Origin of the sequence: Tardiphaga sp. 20_F10_N6_6, from assembly GCF_052076045.1 — a bacterium.
GTDB classification, from domain to species: domain Bacteria; phylum Pseudomonadota; class Alphaproteobacteria; order Rhizobiales; family Xanthobacteraceae; genus Tardiphaga; species Tardiphaga robiniae.
The window spans coordinates 5,182,019-5,195,185 of record NZ_CP197239.1 but is presented as its reverse complement, the minus strand read 5'-3'; the positions used below and the strand labels follow the sequence as shown (position 1 = coordinate 5,195,185).

Here is a 13,167-nt window from a genome sequence, read left to right as displayed (position 1 = left end):
CTAGAACAATGATCCCTGTCCGTCGTCCTCGACCACCGCGACCTTGCGCGGCGCCCTCGTCGGCTTCAGCTGCTCCACGGCAGCTTCTTCCGCCGAGATCGGCAGGATCAGTTGCGCATCGTCATTGGCCACCTTGTTGACGGCCATCGCCACCGGATGCCAGGCGAAAATGCCGTCTGCGGGCGCAGCGAGCATGGTCATCACGTCGGATGCGCTATCCGAACTGCAATCGAGCCACTGGCCGAAATGATCGGGTGCGATCGTCACCGGTACGCGATGGTGCAGTACCGACATGCCCGTGCTGGCTTCTGCAGTGATAAGCGCAACCGTGTCGACCTCTTCGCCGTTCGGTCCCATCCAGGTCTCGGCCAGGCCCGCAAAGCCCATCGGCCCGCCTGCGCTTGGGTGGATAAAATACGGCTGTTTGCGTTCACCGCGATTTTGCCATTCGTAGTAACCATCGGCCGGAATCAGGCAGCGGCGTCGGCGAATCGCGTTTTTGAAGGCCGGCTTTTCTTGCACCGTCTCGGCGCGTGCATTAATCAGAAGCATAAACTTCCGCGGGTCCTTGACCCAGGAGGGCAAAAGGCCCCATCGCATCAGACGGAAATGCCGGGATCCGTTTTCAACGATGACAACAGGAACCGGCTGCGTCGGCGCAATATTGTACCTCGCAGGAAAATTCGGTTGCTCGATATAACTGAATACCTGCCGTAACGCTTCCGGCGCTGATGTAATGACAAACCGCCCGCACATTCTCGATCCGCAATCCTGCCTCTTCAGGCGGTTTTAACCCAAAACACCAACAGTGCGACATATGACCCTGACGGCCATACAACCGGCGCAGCATGACCATCACGATCTGGCCAGTGCCGGTGCCGGCCCCGTCGCGTCCGCTGCCGAGCTGATGGCCGCCAATATCAATCCACGCACGGGTCTGGCGACCGACTATCTCAATCACTTCAATGAAGCCATCATGTTGCTCGAGCTGATCCCGGACATGCCGGACTGCTATGAGCTGTTCCTGGAATGGCAGCCGCTCAGCTATGCCGAGCACTTCATCAAATCCAACTTCAAGGCACGCGATCTCGCCATCGCATCCTATGAGGCTGCACGCCCGGCCATCCGTGCAGAATTCGATGCGCTGGTGGCGAACATGACGCAAATCCTGACGACTGTCGGCGAAGCCATGCGCACCGTGCAGCAGGACCGGACCCGTGCCATGCTGGCCGAACAGGCCGCCGGCTGGGTCAAGCCCATGGTCGGAACGGCCGGCGGCATCATCAACGGCCGCGATCAGGAATCCGACGTCGACAGCATCATGGCGCAATGACCTCGTGACTGACGCACCTCCTACCCATCCGCAGCTCGCCACCAGCGCCGCCATCTTCCGGGATGGCAAGGTGCTGCTGGTCCGCCGCGCCCGTTCGCCGGGAAAGGGCTTCTATTCACTGCCCGGCGGACGCGTGGAATTCGGCGAATCCCTCGCCGTCGCTCTCGCGCGCGAGGTGATGGAGGAAACCGGACTGACCATCGACATTGTCGGCCTGTCCGGCTTTCGCGAAGTGCTGCCAAACGACAAGGTGGCCGGCCACTACCTGATCATGGCCTTTGCCGCGCGCTGGGTGGCTGGCGAGCCCGAGCTGAATGACGAACTTGACGATTTCCAGTGGGTCGCGCCGGACGATCTCGGCGCCTTCAAAACCACCGATGGCCTCGGCCCGATCCTCGCTATGGCGGAAGATCTGGTCGGACCATAGATAGCTCCTTGCCGCACCAGCAGCGTTGCCTTGCTTCAGACGCCTTGAAAAGGCATATCAGCCGGGTTCCGGGACCATTCATGTTGAAGCATCTGCTCATCATTCTGACCATTGCGATGACCTGCGCTGGCTCTGCCCGGGCACAGGACACGGCTGCGCCGTTCGACAATGACCTGCAGCGGATGTCCGAGATTCTCGGCGCGCTGCATTATCTGCGCGGCATCTGCGGCAACAACGAAGGCAACAAATGGCGCAACGAAATGCAGGCGCTGGTCGATGCCGAGACGCCGTCGGGCGAGCGCCGCGCCCGCATGATCGCCGGTTTCAACCGCGGCTATAACGGCTTCCAGCAGACCTACCGGACCTGCACGCCTGCTGCCAGTATCGCGATCCGCCGCTATATCGACGAAGGCTCGCGGATCTCGCGCGATCTCACCGCAAGGTATGCGAACTAGATGAAGCCACATGCCATCGACACTGTCTTTTTCGATCTCGACGGGACGCTGACCGATCCCAAGATCGGCATCACGGGCTCGATCCAGTATGCGCTCGGCAAGCTCGGGCTTCCCGTCCCGACACAGGACGAACTGACCTGGTGCATCGGCCCACCGCTGCGCGCCAGCTTCGTGGCACTGCTCGGCAGCGAGAAAGATGCCGATCGCGGCGTCGAACTCTATCGCGAACGCTTCGGCACCATCGGCCTGTTCGAGAACACGCTTTATGATGGCATCACCGCGACGCTCGATACGTTGCACACAACAGGCCGCCGGCTGTTTGTCGCCACCAGCAAGCCGCATGTCTTTGCGGACCGTATCGTCGACCACTTCGGCCTGCGCAAGTATTTCACGCGTGTGTTCGGCTCGGAACTCGACGGCACCCGTGTCGACAAGAGCGACCTGCTGCGTTATGCGCTCGACGAAAGCTCGACCGATCCCGCACATACGATCATGATCGGCGACCGCAAGCACGACATCATCGGCGCCGCGAATAACGGCATTCCGGCGATCGGCGTGCTCTATGGCTATGGCGGCCGCGAGGAACTGACGAGCGCCGGGGCGAAGCATCTGGTGGCTTCGCCTGCGGAGATCCCGGGGGTTATCGACTGAGCTATCAACGTCATTGCGAGCGAAGCGAAGCAATCCAGTCTTCGCTTGTGACCTCTGGATTGCCGCGTCGCTTCGCTCCTCGCAATGACGACGGAAAGGGCGGCGTGTCGAAACTAGTTCAGTGCTTCCCCGCGCCCATATAGCCGAACAGGAATCCCGCGACCTTGCGCTTCTGGATTTCCTCGCTGCCTTCGGTGATGCGGTAACGGCGGTGATGGCGATAAATGTGCTCGAACGGCTTGTGGCGTGAATAGCCCATGCCGCCATGCACCTGCATCGCTCGGTCGGCGGATTCACAGCACAACCGGTTGGCCCAGTAGTTACACATCGACACCTTGTCGGACAGCCTATGCTCGACCTGCGCCTGGGTGAGCTGGTCCATCTCCCATGCGGTCTTGCGGATCAGGAGCCGCAGCATCTCCGCCTGCGTCGCGAGCTCGACCAGCGGAAACTGGATGCCCTGATTGCGCGCCAGCTCCTCGCCGAACGGTTTTCGCTCGCGCGCATATTTCACGCTTTCATTGATGCAATAGACTGCGGCGCCGAGTGAGCTCGCCGCCTGACGGATGCGGTTCTCATGCACGAAGCACTGCGCCAGTGACAAACCGCGACCGATCTCGCCGAACAGTGCATCATCCGGCACGAACACATCGGTGAATGACACGCGCGGATGGTCCGTGGGCATGTTGAAGGTCCACATATACTCTTCAATCTTCACGCCCGCAGCCTTCGCCGGCACCAGGAAACAGGTGATACCGCGCGCATCGCCATCGTTCCCCGACGTGCGCGCGAACAGCGCGCAATGGGTGGCCACGTGCATGCCCGTGGTCCACATCTTCTCGCCGTTGATGACCCAGCCCTTAACGCCATCACGCGTCGCCTCGACGGCCGTCGTCTCCATATGCGTGGCATCAGAACCATGCTCGGGTTCGGTGAGGCCGAAGGTGATGCGATATTTTCCGGTGATTGATCCTTCGATCATTTCCTTCTGGTCATCGCGACCATAGCGATCCAGCATCGTCACCAGCGGCAGATTGCCGACAATGGAATGTTCGTTCTGCAGATCGTTGTGCAGGCCGAGGCCTTTGGCGGCGAAATGTTCGCGGATGACAGCCATCCAGAGATTGCTGCCATCTTTGCCGCCATAGCGCTTCGGGATTGCAAAGCGCAGATGGCCGGCGCCGTCGGCGAGATTCTTCGCCTGACGCAGCAACTGCTCCCATTCATGTCGCGGCAGCCCGCCATTGTCGAAATCGGTGCGCGCCCATTCGCGGCGATGATCGAAGAAGCGGATATTGTCATCCCGCTCTTCGAGCGGCTTGATCTCGCGCAGGATGAATGAATCGAGTTCAGCGAGATAGGCGACCAGGTCGGCCGGCAGGGAAAAATCCAAGGCGCTCTCCCGATTGTTTTCCGAGCTTTGTTGCTCTTGTTAATCAAGCGATTAAGATGGCATCGTCCGATCAAGTCAAGCGCGGCAAGTCAAGTACGCTTTGGCGTCATAAATTCTGCGTAACGAAAAACAAAAGGGAGGCCGCGATGGCTCTGCAATTCTCAACCGTGACCCGCAAGGGACCGATCACAATCGTGACGCTGTCGCGTCCGGAAGTTTACAACGCACTGCACACCGATGCGCATAACGAGTTGCACGAGGTGTTCAACGACTTCGCTAGCGATCCCGAACAGTGGGTGGCGATCGTCACCGGCGCCGGCGACAAAGCGTTCTGCGCTGGTAATGACCTCAAATGGCAGGCCGCCGGCGGCAAGCGCGGCTGGAACACGTCGGGCTTCGCCGGCCTCACCGCGCGCTTCGATTGTGACAAGCCGATCATCGCTGCGGTGAACGGCGTCGCCATGGGCGGCGGCTTCGAGATTGCGCTGGCCTGCGACCTCATCATCGCTGCGGAAAATGCGACCTTTGCCCTGCCCGAGCCCCGCGTCGGCCTCGCCGCGCTCGCCGGCGGCCTGCAGCGGCTGCCGCGCCAGATCGGCATGAAGCGCGCGATGGGCATGATCCTCACCGCGCGCCATGTGAAGCCGCAGGAAGGTTATGAACTCGGCTTCGTCAATGAAGTGGTGCCGCAGGGCGAGGCGCTGAATGCCGCGCTGCGCTGGGCCGAGACCATCTGCCAGAATTCGCCGATGTCCATCCGCGCCTCCAAGCAGGCGATCCAGAAGGGCATGGCGGTGTCGCTGGAACAGGCGATTACCGAGCAGCGCGAATATCCCGCGGTGAAGGCCATGGCAGCGTCGGAGGATTATGTGGAAGGGCCGAAGGCGTTTTCGGAGAAGCGCAAGCCGAACTGGAAGGGGAAGTAGCGCCGCGGCGCTTACTTCGGTTCCAGCTCGCGTTTGTACGCCGCGTAATTCGGCTGATCGACGGCGAGCTTCGCCAGTGTCGTCTGCCACAGATGCTCTTTCACACCGGGCGTCGTGACATCGATGTCGCCTTGCGCGATGCGGTCGGCAAGGTCCTGGTTCAACCCGTCGAGCGTGCCATGCACGCCGAGCAGCATCGTCAATCCATGCAGCTCGGCGGCATCGCTGTCGCCGGCAAGCGTGAGCTGCCGGGTCACCAGATCGAGCGCGTTGATCGCGACACGCAGCTTGAACGCGGCATGACCTGAGATTTGAGGTGCAATGTCGTTGCGGAGAAAATCCGCGACGGCCTTCACCAGTTCGTCGGGTCTCGGTTCGTCCTGCATGTCTTCACCTTGTTTTTGCGCATGATCTGATCCGAAAACCGGTCGCCACTTTTCGGGATCATGCGCGCGGCGCCAATAGCCGTAACAGATCGATCTCCGTCTCCGACGAGCGCCGTCCGATCATCGCGCGCTCCATCGAATGATCCGGGCCGAGACGAAACCGCTGCATCATCCCGACGCACATCACGCCCCAACGTAGCGTACCCATCACTTCCCAGAATTTCACGCGGTTAGCGTCGACGTTGATGCCGCTGGCCGTCTCGTAGCCGGCGAACAAATCTTTATAGGTGCCGAAACCGCCGACCGGCTTGTCGATGACGCCGAAGCGCCAGGAATTGACGCAGATCCAGCCGAGATCTTCCATGGGATCGCCGAGATGCGCGAGCTCCCAGTCCAGCACCGCGCGGACGCCATCGGGCCCGATCATCAGATTGCCGTGGCGGAAATCACCATGCACCAAAGTGACGCGCTCTGACGGGCCGGGATCGTGATCGCGCAGCCAGCGCAGCGCCAGCTGGAACACCGGGCGCGGCCAGTCGAAGCCGTCGATCTCGCGCTGTAATTCGGCGATTTCTGCTGCGGCAGTCATGCGGCGAAGCTGCGGCAGGCTTGCAGCGGACAGCCCGTGGATCCCGGCGAGGATCTCGCCGCATTGCCGGGCGAGTTTGGGCCGCGCGTCCGCGAATTCATCGTCACGCAGGATCTTGCGCGGGATAGTTTCACCAGCGACTCGCTGCATGATGAAGCCCGTTCCCAGATCGTCATCCGGTCTGAGAACGTGCAGCACCTTCGGTGACGGTACGCTGGCGTCATGTGCGAGTTGCATGAGTACCGCTTCCGCATCGAGCCCTGCGGCTCGGCCGGGCGCAGCGCCATAACCCGACGGTGCGCGGCGCAGGATCGCCCCCATGGCGCCATCGGGATGCGTGATGTCGAACGACCACGTCTCCTGGCTGGCGCCACCAGACAAACGCTTTGCATCCGTCACGCCGGTGGCGCCATTGCACCACGACGTGACGCTGCGTGCGAGCAGCTCCGCGACGGAAGCTGAGCTCAAGGCCTATTTGCCCGTGAACTTGGCCGGACGTTTTTCCAGGAACGCCGCGACGCCTTCCTTGAAGTCCGGCGACGCACCGGCGGCGCGCTGCGATTTGACCTCGAGATTGATCTGGTCTTCGAAGGAATTCTCCGGGCTTTCCCAGTAGAGCTTGCGGATCAGCGACAGTGCGATGGTCGGGCCGTTGGCGAGTTCATGGGCGAGCTTCATGGCTTCATCCATCAGCGCCGCATCGTCATAGACGCGGTTGACGAGGCCCCATTCCAGCGCCTTCTCGGCCGGCAGCTTTTCGCCAAGCAATGACAGTTCGACCGAACGTGCCTTGCCGATCAGGCGGGGCAAGATCCAGGTCGAGCCGCAATCCGGCACCAGGCCGATACGGCGGAACGCCTGCAGGAAATAGGACGAGCGTGCACACAAAATGAGATCGCCCATCAGCGCGAAGCTCATGCCGGCGCCAGCGGCGGGGCCATTCACCGCAGTAACGATCGGGCAATGCAGGTTCTGCAGCCGGCGCAGGAACGGATGGAAGGCGGTCTCCAGCGTCGCGCCGGCGTTGCTGCGCGCCTTGGTGAGCTGATTGTTGCGCCCCTGAAGATTGGCGCCCGTGCAGAAGGCACGGCCGGCACCGGTGAGGACCACGCAGCGCACGTCGGCCTTGCGATCATCGATCTCGTCCAGCGCCTCGCCAAGGCCGCCAAGCATGTCGACCGAGACCGCGTTCATCACCTCCTGATGATCGAGCTTCAGGATGGCGACATTGCCGTCGAAATCGAGCGTGACGTGTTTGAACTGCATGGTTTCCTCACGGGATGATCCGCGTGTTTATTCCGCGGTGTGGAAGCTTTGTCTGGGCATGATCTGATCCGAAAACCGGCATCCACTTTTCGGGATCATGCGATTGTATGTCAGGCGGCATATTTGATTTTTCGGACGCGCTTGTCCATGCTTCCTGGGGAACATCAGCCCACCGACGGACGCACGGCATAACGTGCGCCAAATATGGAAACGCTGACATGGCAACGCCTACACAGATATTCGACCTCAGCGGCCGCGTGGCCGTCATCACCGGCGGCAACGGCGGTATCGGCCTCGGCATCGCGCAGGCGCTGGCCACCGCCGGTTGCAACGTCTCGATCTGGGGCCGCAACGCCGAGAAGAACAAGGCCGCGGCTGCCACCATGGCGGACTGCACCGGCAAGGTCGACACGCTGATCTGCGACGTCACCGACACCGCCTCGGTGAAATCGGCGATGGATGCCACGCTCAGGACATTCGGACGCGTCGATGGCTGCTTCGCCAATGCCGGCATCGGCGGCGGCGGCCGGCACAATTTCATCGACCGCACCGAAGAGCAGTGGCGCACCATGTTCGCGACCAATCTGGACGGCGTCTTTCATGCCTTCCAGGTTGCCGCGCGCCACATGACCGAACGCGCCGAAGCCGGTGACAAGTTCGGCCGGCTGGTCGCGACCTCGAGCCTTGCCTCGATCTTCGGCACTGCCCGTAACGAACACTATGCGGCGACCAAGGCGGCGATCAATGCGCTGGTGCGCGCGCTGGCCGTCGAATTGGCCCGTCAGGGCGTGACAGCCAATGCGATCCTGCCCGGCTGGATCAAGAGCGACATGACCGCCGGGATCATGGGCAACGAGAAATTCGTCGCCAATGTCATGCCGCGCATTCCGGTGCGCCGTTTCGGCGAACCATCGGATTTCGGCGGCATCGCTGTCTATCTGATGAGCAAGGCGTCATCGTATCACACGGCGGATACGTTCGTGATCGATGGCGGGTATACGGCGTTTTGATTTCTTCCCTCTCCCCTTGCGGGAGAGGGTGCCTGAGCGAAGCGAAGGCGGGAGAGGGGTGCTGGACTCGGAGCTTGCGGCTGCCCCTCTCCCGTCTCGAACGCGCTTTGCGCGTTCGATCCACCCTCTCCCACTGCGCGCAGCTTCGCTGCGCTGGAGGAGAGGGAAAGAAAGTCGCCCACCTCTACGACGCCACCGCCTCCTTTGGCCGCGCGCCCACCGTCATCGCAAATCCCTCATAGTCCTTTGCTGCGACATCATTGCAGATCTGCCGGTAGACACCGACGCCGCCGATATAAGGCATGAATATCTGCGGCTTGCCGGGGATATTCGCACCCATGTACCAGGAATTGGCTTGGGGATAGAGCGTGCCAGCCGCCACCTCGTTGACATGAGCGACCCATTTGTCCTCGGCGGGACGCGTTGCCTCCATCACCTCGGCGCCGCGGTCGCGCATATAGCTCAGGCAATCGGTAATCCAGTCGACATGCTGCTCGATGGACACGATCATGTTCGACAGCACAGACGGTGAGCCGGGGCCGGTGACGATAAAGAGGTTCGGGAAGCCGGCGCTCATCAAGCCGAGATAGGTTCGCGGACCTTCCGCCCATTTGTCATTCAGCGTCTGGCCGCCGCGACCACGAATGTCGATCTTGGCAACCGAGCCGGTCATCGCGTCGAAGCCGGTGGCGAGCACCAGTGCGTCGACCTCGTAATCCTTGCCACCGGTGCGCACGGCGTGCGGCAGAATCTGCTCGATCGGATGAGCCTTGATATCGACCAGCGTCACATGCGGGCGATTGAAGGTCGCATAGTAATCTGTGTCGACGCAGATACGCTTGGATCCGACTGGATGATCCTTCGGCTGCAGAAGTTTCGCTGTGACCGGATCGCTGACGATCTCTGAAATTCTCTCGCGGATAAAATCGGCAGCGGTATCGTTGGCGCGCTGATCCAGGACCAGGTTATTGTAGACGCCCATGAAGGTAAGCCCGCCCGATGTCCATCGCGCATGATACTTCTCACGCCTTTCATGTTCCGGATCGTCGAGCGCGCCGCGATCCGGAATCGGCTGCACGATGCCGTTCTTGAAATCCTCACGCGCCTGCCGGCGAATTTCCGGATAATTGTCGCGAAACGATTTGCGCTCATCATCGGTGAGCGGCGCGTTGCGCGCCGGCACGCTGAAATTTGCGGTGCGCTGGAACACAGTGAGCTGGCTCGCCTGCTCGGCGATCAGCGGGATCGACTGGATTGCTGACGATCCGGTGCCGATGACGCCGACGCGCAGGCCGGTGAAATCGACTGTCTCATGCGGCCAGTTGCCGGTGTGATAGACCTTGCCCTTGAAATCCTTCATGCCCCTGAATTCGGGCGTGCGGGCGTTCGACAGGCAACCCGTCGCGAGTACGACATGCTGCGCGATGGTGGCCTGACCATCGGAAGTCGTTACCGTCCATCGATTGGCGCGCTCATCGAATACCGCGGATTTCACCGTCGTATTGAACTGGATGTCCTTCCGCAGATCGTAGCGATCGGCGACATGGCCGGCATAGCGCAGGATTTCCGGTTGCGGCGCATAGCGCTCGCTCCAGTCCCATTCCTGCTGCAACTTGTTATCGAACGAGAACGAATACTGCATGCTCTCGACGTCGCAGCGCGCGCCGGGGTAGCGGTTCCAGTACCAGGTCCCGCCGACATCGCCGCCCTGTTCGAAAACTTTCACGTGGAGACCGAGGCCGCGCAGCTTGTGCAGCAGATAAAGCCCCGCGAATCCGGCGCCGACGACCACGACATCGATACGCGCGTTCTGATGCGAGACAGGTTGCGGCTGAGCAGCGGCCATGCGTTCACTCCCGTATTTTTTGCTTTGCTTGTTACAGGTAGCATTTCCCGCATAACGCGAAAGCGCAAGCAGGAAATCGGGCGTCGTTGCCCCGGTATTTTGCCAGGCGGAATGCCCCTCGTCCGCTTGGCATCGCCCTTCCCCATACGCTAGCGTTCATCACGAACTCGCCACATGAAGCGGGTCACAAGAGATTCAGGGAGACACGCCGATGAAGTCGCCGATCTGCGAGATGCTGGGCATCGCGTTTCCGCTACTCGCCTTCAGCCATTGCCGCGACGTGGTTGCTGCCGTCAGCCGTGCCGGCGGCTTCGGTGTGCTCGGCGCCACCGCGCATTCTCCGGAGACGCTGGAGCAGGAACTGAAGTGGATCGACGATCACGTCGACGGCAAGCCCTACGGCATCGACGTGCTGATCCCGGAGAATATCTCCACATCAGGCGAAAAGGACGTCACCTGGAAATCGCTTGAGCGCCGCATCACGCCGGAACATCGCGCTTTCACCAAGAGCCTGCTGAAGAAATACGGCGTCGATCTCAGGATCACCGAAGTGTCCGCCGACCAGCCGCAGCCATTCGATGGCGAGACTGCACTGCGGCTGCTCGACGTTTCCTTCAATCATCCGATCCGGCTGATCGCCAATGCACTCGGCGTGCCACCGAAGGCGATGATCGAGATGGGCAAAGCCCATGGCGTCCCGGTGGCGGCACTCGTCGGTGCTAAGGAACATGCGATCCGGCAGGTTGCGGCCGGCGTCGATATTCTCGTGGCGCAGGGTACCGAGGCCGGCGGCCATTGCGGCGAGGTCTCGACCATGGTGCTGGTGCCGGAGGTGATCAAGGCCGTCAAGCCGATGCGCGAGGTCCCGGTGCTCGCCGCCGGCGGCATCATGACCGGGCGGCAGATGGCCGGCTGCATGGCGATGGGCGCGGCAGGCGTCTGGACCGGTTCGGTGTGGCTCACAACCACGGAATCTGAAACCTCCGAAATCTTTCGCGAGAAGATGATTGCCGCCTCGTCGCGCGATGCGATCCGCTCCAGGGGCCGTACCGGCAAGCCCGCACGGCAATTGCGCTCGGTCTGGACCGATGCCTGGGATCGCGGCGAAGACAGCCCAGGCGCACTGCCGATGCCACTGCAGAGCCTGATCAGCCGCGACGCCTTCGCCTCGATTGATCGTTCCGCAGCCGCAGGCAATGCGCAGGCGCGAGATCTGGTCAGCTATTTCGTCGGCCAGGGCGTCGGCCTGATTGACAGCGTCAAGTCGGCAGGCGCAGTTGTGCAGGAGTTCAAGGAGGACTTTGCCGAAGCGGCGGAGCACCTCACCATGCTGGTTTCCGAATAGAGGCAAGAGCAAGAACAATGGCAGTGTCGAACCAAGCTGAAGACCGCATCCCCGTCATCGTCGGCGTCGGCGAATTCTCGGATCATCCGAAGGAGCTCACGGAGGGTCTCGAGCCGCTCGCGCTGATGATCGAGGCGCTGAAGCGCGCGGAGCAGGACTCTGGCGGGAAGCTGCTTGGGGATATCGACTCGCTCGACATCGTGAACTTCCTGAGCTGGCGCTACACCGCACCGGAGAAGCAACTCAGCGAGAAGCTCGGCATCGCGCCGAAGCACGCCTATTACGGCCCGGTCGGCGGCGAGAGCCCGATCCGTTACATTCATGAAGCAGCCAAGCGTATCGCGCGCGGCGAATCTCAGGTCGCAGCGATCACCGGCGCGGAATCGCAGGGCACGGCCACCAAGGCCGAACGCGCCAAGGTGGATCTGCCCTGGACGCCATTCGCCAAGGATGCGCCGGAGCCGCTGCGCGGTGCCAACTACCAGAAGCCGATGGCGACCAAGCTCGGCGTGGCCAAACCGGTCACGGTCTACCCGTTCTATGAAGCCGCCTCCGCCGCGCATTGGGGCCAGACGCCGCGCGAGGCCCATCGCGAATCCGGCGAGCTGTGGTCGCGCTATGCAGGCGTCGCGGCGACCAATCCGGAAGCGTGGAACAAGAAGGCCTTCACGCCCGACGAGATCACAACGCCGACGCCTGACAACCGGCTGATCGCCTGGCCCTATACCAAGCTGATGGTCGCCAATCCGATGGTGAACCAGTCGGCCGCCATCCTCGTCACCAGCCTTGCCAAGGCGCGCGCTGCCGGCGTGCCCGAGGATCGCATCGTGCATATCTGGGGCGGCGCTTCGGCCGAGGAGCCGCGCGACTATCTCGACCGCGACCAGTATGTGGAAAGCCACGCGCAGAATGCGGTGCTGAAAGTCGCGATGGATCTGGTCGGCGGCTCCGGCAAGAATTTCGGCGCCATCGAGCTCTATAGCTGCTTCCCCTGCGTGCCGAAGATGGCCCGCCGCACCCTCGGCCTTGGCAGCGATGTACAACCAACCGTGACCGGCGGTCTCACCTTCTTTGGCGCGCCGCTGAACGACTACATGGCGCATGCCGCCTGCGCGATGGTCCGCAAAATCCGCGCGGGGACCAAGACTGGATTGCTCTACGCGCAAGGCGGCTTCGTCACCAAGCACCACGCGCTGGTGGTGTCGAAGGAGATACCCAAGGCACCGATCGCACAGGATACAAACGTGCAGGCAGACGCTGATCGCAACCGCAAGCCCGTTCCGACATATGTCACCGAGGCCTCGGGCAACGGCACTGTCGAAAGCTTCACGGTGATCTACGGCCGCAGCGGCGAGATCGAGCACGGCGTGGTGATCCTGCGCACTGCTGCCAATGAACGCGCGCTGGCGCGTGTGCCGGTGCAGGACCAGGCGACGCTGGCGTTTCTGATGGATCAGGACAAGACGCCGGTGGGAGCGTCAGGGCCGATCAGCACGGCAGGTGACGGCGTGCTGGAGTGGCGAAAGGCGCGATAAAGCGA

14 protein-coding genes are annotated in these 13,167 nt (G+C 61.9%); 8 read left to right on the top strand and 6 right to left on the bottom strand.

Annotation, left to right across the window (positions count from 1 at the left end; translation table 11 throughout):
• The gene (locus tag AB7813_RS24840; protein ID WP_441228633.1) at positions 1-756 is read right to left on the bottom strand and encodes an SOS response-associated peptidase; all 756 of its coding nucleotides are present in this window, start codon (positions 754-756) and stop codon (positions 1-3) included.
• A 61-nt stretch (positions 757-817) separates the two neighbouring features.
• On the opposite strand from AB7813_RS24840, the gene AB7813_RS24835 reads away from it, so the two are divergent.
• From AB7813_RS24835 to AB7813_RS24820, 4 genes are all read left to right on the top strand, one after another.
• Entirely contained in the window at positions 818-1,333 is a 516-nt protein-coding gene (locus AB7813_RS24835) for a hypothetical protein (RefSeq protein ID WP_068733299.1), read from the top strand.
• A 4-nt stretch (positions 1,334-1,337) separates the two neighbouring features.
• Positions 1,338-1,760 carry an NUDIX hydrolase gene (locus AB7813_RS24830; RefSeq protein WP_441228632.1) on the top strand — a complete coding sequence of 141 codons (423 nt, stop codon included), beginning with the start codon at positions 1,338-1,340 and terminating at the stop codon, positions 1,758-1,760.
• An 80-nt stretch (positions 1,761-1,840) separates the two neighbouring features.
• Entirely contained in the window at positions 1,841-2,215 is a 375-nt protein-coding gene (locus AB7813_RS24825) for a TIGR02301 family protein (protein ID WP_120288444.1), read from the top strand.
• A gap of 15 nt (positions 2,216-2,230) precedes the next feature.
• Positions 2,231-2,866, top strand: a complete 636-nt coding sequence (locus AB7813_RS24820; protein WP_441228996.1) for an HAD family hydrolase — start codon at positions 2,231-2,233, stop codon at positions 2,864-2,866.
• A 118-nt stretch (positions 2,867-2,984) separates the two neighbouring features.
• On the opposite strand, the gene AB7813_RS24815 is transcribed toward AB7813_RS24820, so the two are convergent.
• Positions 2,985-4,259: an acyl-CoA dehydrogenase family protein gene (locus tag AB7813_RS24815; protein ID WP_441228631.1), complete on the bottom strand. Its 1,275-nt coding sequence runs from the start codon at positions 4,257-4,259 to the stop codon at positions 2,985-2,987.
• A 146-nt stretch (positions 4,260-4,405) separates the two neighbouring features.
• On the opposite strand from AB7813_RS24815, the gene AB7813_RS24810 reads away from it, so the two are divergent.
• Positions 4,406-5,185, top strand: coding sequence for an enoyl-CoA hydratase-related protein (locus AB7813_RS24810; RefSeq protein WP_175368777.1), 780 nt, complete (start codon positions 4,406-4,408; stop codon positions 5,183-5,185).
• An 11-nt stretch (positions 5,186-5,196) separates the two neighbouring features.
• On the opposite strand, the gene AB7813_RS24805 is transcribed toward AB7813_RS24810, so the two are convergent.
• Genes AB7813_RS24805 through AB7813_RS24795 form a run of 3 tightly spaced genes read right to left on the bottom strand, consistent with a single transcriptional unit; the run spans position 5,197 to position 7,426 of the window.
• Positions 5,197-5,571 (bottom strand): DUF6285 domain-containing protein, encoded by a 375-nt coding sequence (locus AB7813_RS24805; RefSeq protein ID WP_441228630.1) that lies wholly within the window; start codon positions 5,569-5,571, stop codon positions 5,197-5,199.
• A gap of 58 nt (positions 5,572-5,629) precedes the next feature.
• Positions 5,630-6,628: a phosphotransferase family protein gene (locus AB7813_RS24800; protein ID WP_441228629.1), complete on the bottom strand. Its 999-nt coding sequence runs from the start codon at positions 6,626-6,628 to the stop codon at positions 5,630-5,632.
• A 3-nt stretch (positions 6,629-6,631) separates the two neighbouring features.
• Positions 6,632-7,426: an enoyl-CoA hydratase/isomerase gene (locus AB7813_RS24795; RefSeq protein WP_231078070.1), complete on the bottom strand. Its 795-nt coding sequence runs from the start codon at positions 7,424-7,426 to the stop codon at positions 6,632-6,634.
• Between the two features lie 218 nt (positions 7,427-7,644).
• Between AB7813_RS24795 and AB7813_RS24790 the strand changes: the two genes are divergently transcribed.
• Entirely contained in the window at positions 7,645-8,436 is a 792-nt protein-coding gene (locus AB7813_RS24790; RefSeq protein ID WP_441228628.1) for an SDR family NAD(P)-dependent oxidoreductase, read from the top strand.
• A 184-nt stretch (positions 8,437-8,620) separates the two neighbouring features.
• Here the strand turns inward: AB7813_RS24790 and AB7813_RS24785 are convergent, their stop codons facing one another.
• Positions 8,621-10,282 carry a flavin-containing monooxygenase gene (locus AB7813_RS24785; RefSeq protein WP_441228627.1) on the bottom strand — a complete coding sequence of 554 codons (1,662 nt, stop codon included), beginning with the start codon at positions 10,280-10,282 and terminating at the stop codon, positions 8,621-8,623.
• A gap of 211 nt (positions 10,283-10,493) precedes the next feature.
• Here AB7813_RS24785 and AB7813_RS24780 point away from each other — a divergent pair, with 211 nt between their 5' ends.
• Both AB7813_RS24780 and AB7813_RS24775 read left to right on the top strand, forming a co-directional pair.
• Positions 10,494-11,627 carry a nitronate monooxygenase gene (locus AB7813_RS24780; protein ID WP_441228626.1) on the top strand — a complete coding sequence of 378 codons (1,134 nt, stop codon included), beginning with the start codon at positions 10,494-10,496 and terminating at the stop codon, positions 11,625-11,627.
• Positions 11,628-11,644: 17 nt separating this feature from the next.
• Entirely contained in the window at positions 11,645-13,162 is a 1,518-nt protein-coding gene (locus AB7813_RS24775; RefSeq protein WP_175368770.1) for an acetyl-CoA acetyltransferase, read from the top strand.
• Positions 13,163-13,167 lie beyond the last annotated feature (5 nt).

Bases quoted from the DNA above. Each gene is read 5' to 3' on its own strand.
- AB7813_RS24825 (WP_120288444.1), top strand. From the start codon at position 1,841: ATGTTGAAGCATCTGCTCATCATTCTGACCATTGCGATGACCTGCGCT.
- AB7813_RS24785 (WP_441228627.1), bottom strand. From the start codon at position 10,282: ATGGCCGCTGCTCAGCCGCAACCTGTCTCGCATCAGAACGCGCGTATC.
- AB7813_RS24775 (WP_175368770.1), top strand. From the start codon at position 11,645: ATGGCAGTGTCGAACCAAGCTGAAGACCGCATCCCCGTCATCGTCGGC.
- AB7813_RS24835 (WP_068733299.1), top strand. From the start codon at position 818: ATGACCCTGACGGCCATACAACCGGCGCAGCATGACCATCACGATCTG.
- AB7813_RS24840 (WP_441228633.1), bottom strand. From the start codon at position 756: ATGTGCGGGCGGTTTGTCATTACATCAGCGCCGGAAGCGTTACGGCAG.
- AB7813_RS24805 (WP_441228630.1), bottom strand. From the start codon at position 5,571: ATGCAGGACGAACCGAGACCCGACGAACTGGTGAAGGCCGTCGCGGAT.
- AB7813_RS24810 (WP_175368777.1), top strand. From the start codon at position 4,406: ATGGCTCTGCAATTCTCAACCGTGACCCGCAAGGGACCGATCACAATC.
- AB7813_RS24790 (WP_441228628.1), top strand. From the start codon at position 7,645: ATGGCAACGCCTACACAGATATTCGACCTCAGCGGCCGCGTGGCCGTC.
- AB7813_RS24780 (WP_441228626.1), top strand. From the start codon at position 10,494: ATGAAGTCGCCGATCTGCGAGATGCTGGGCATCGCGTTTCCGCTACTC.
- AB7813_RS24795 (WP_231078070.1), bottom strand. From the start codon at position 7,426: ATGCAGTTCAAACACGTCACGCTCGATTTCGACGGCAATGTCGCCATC.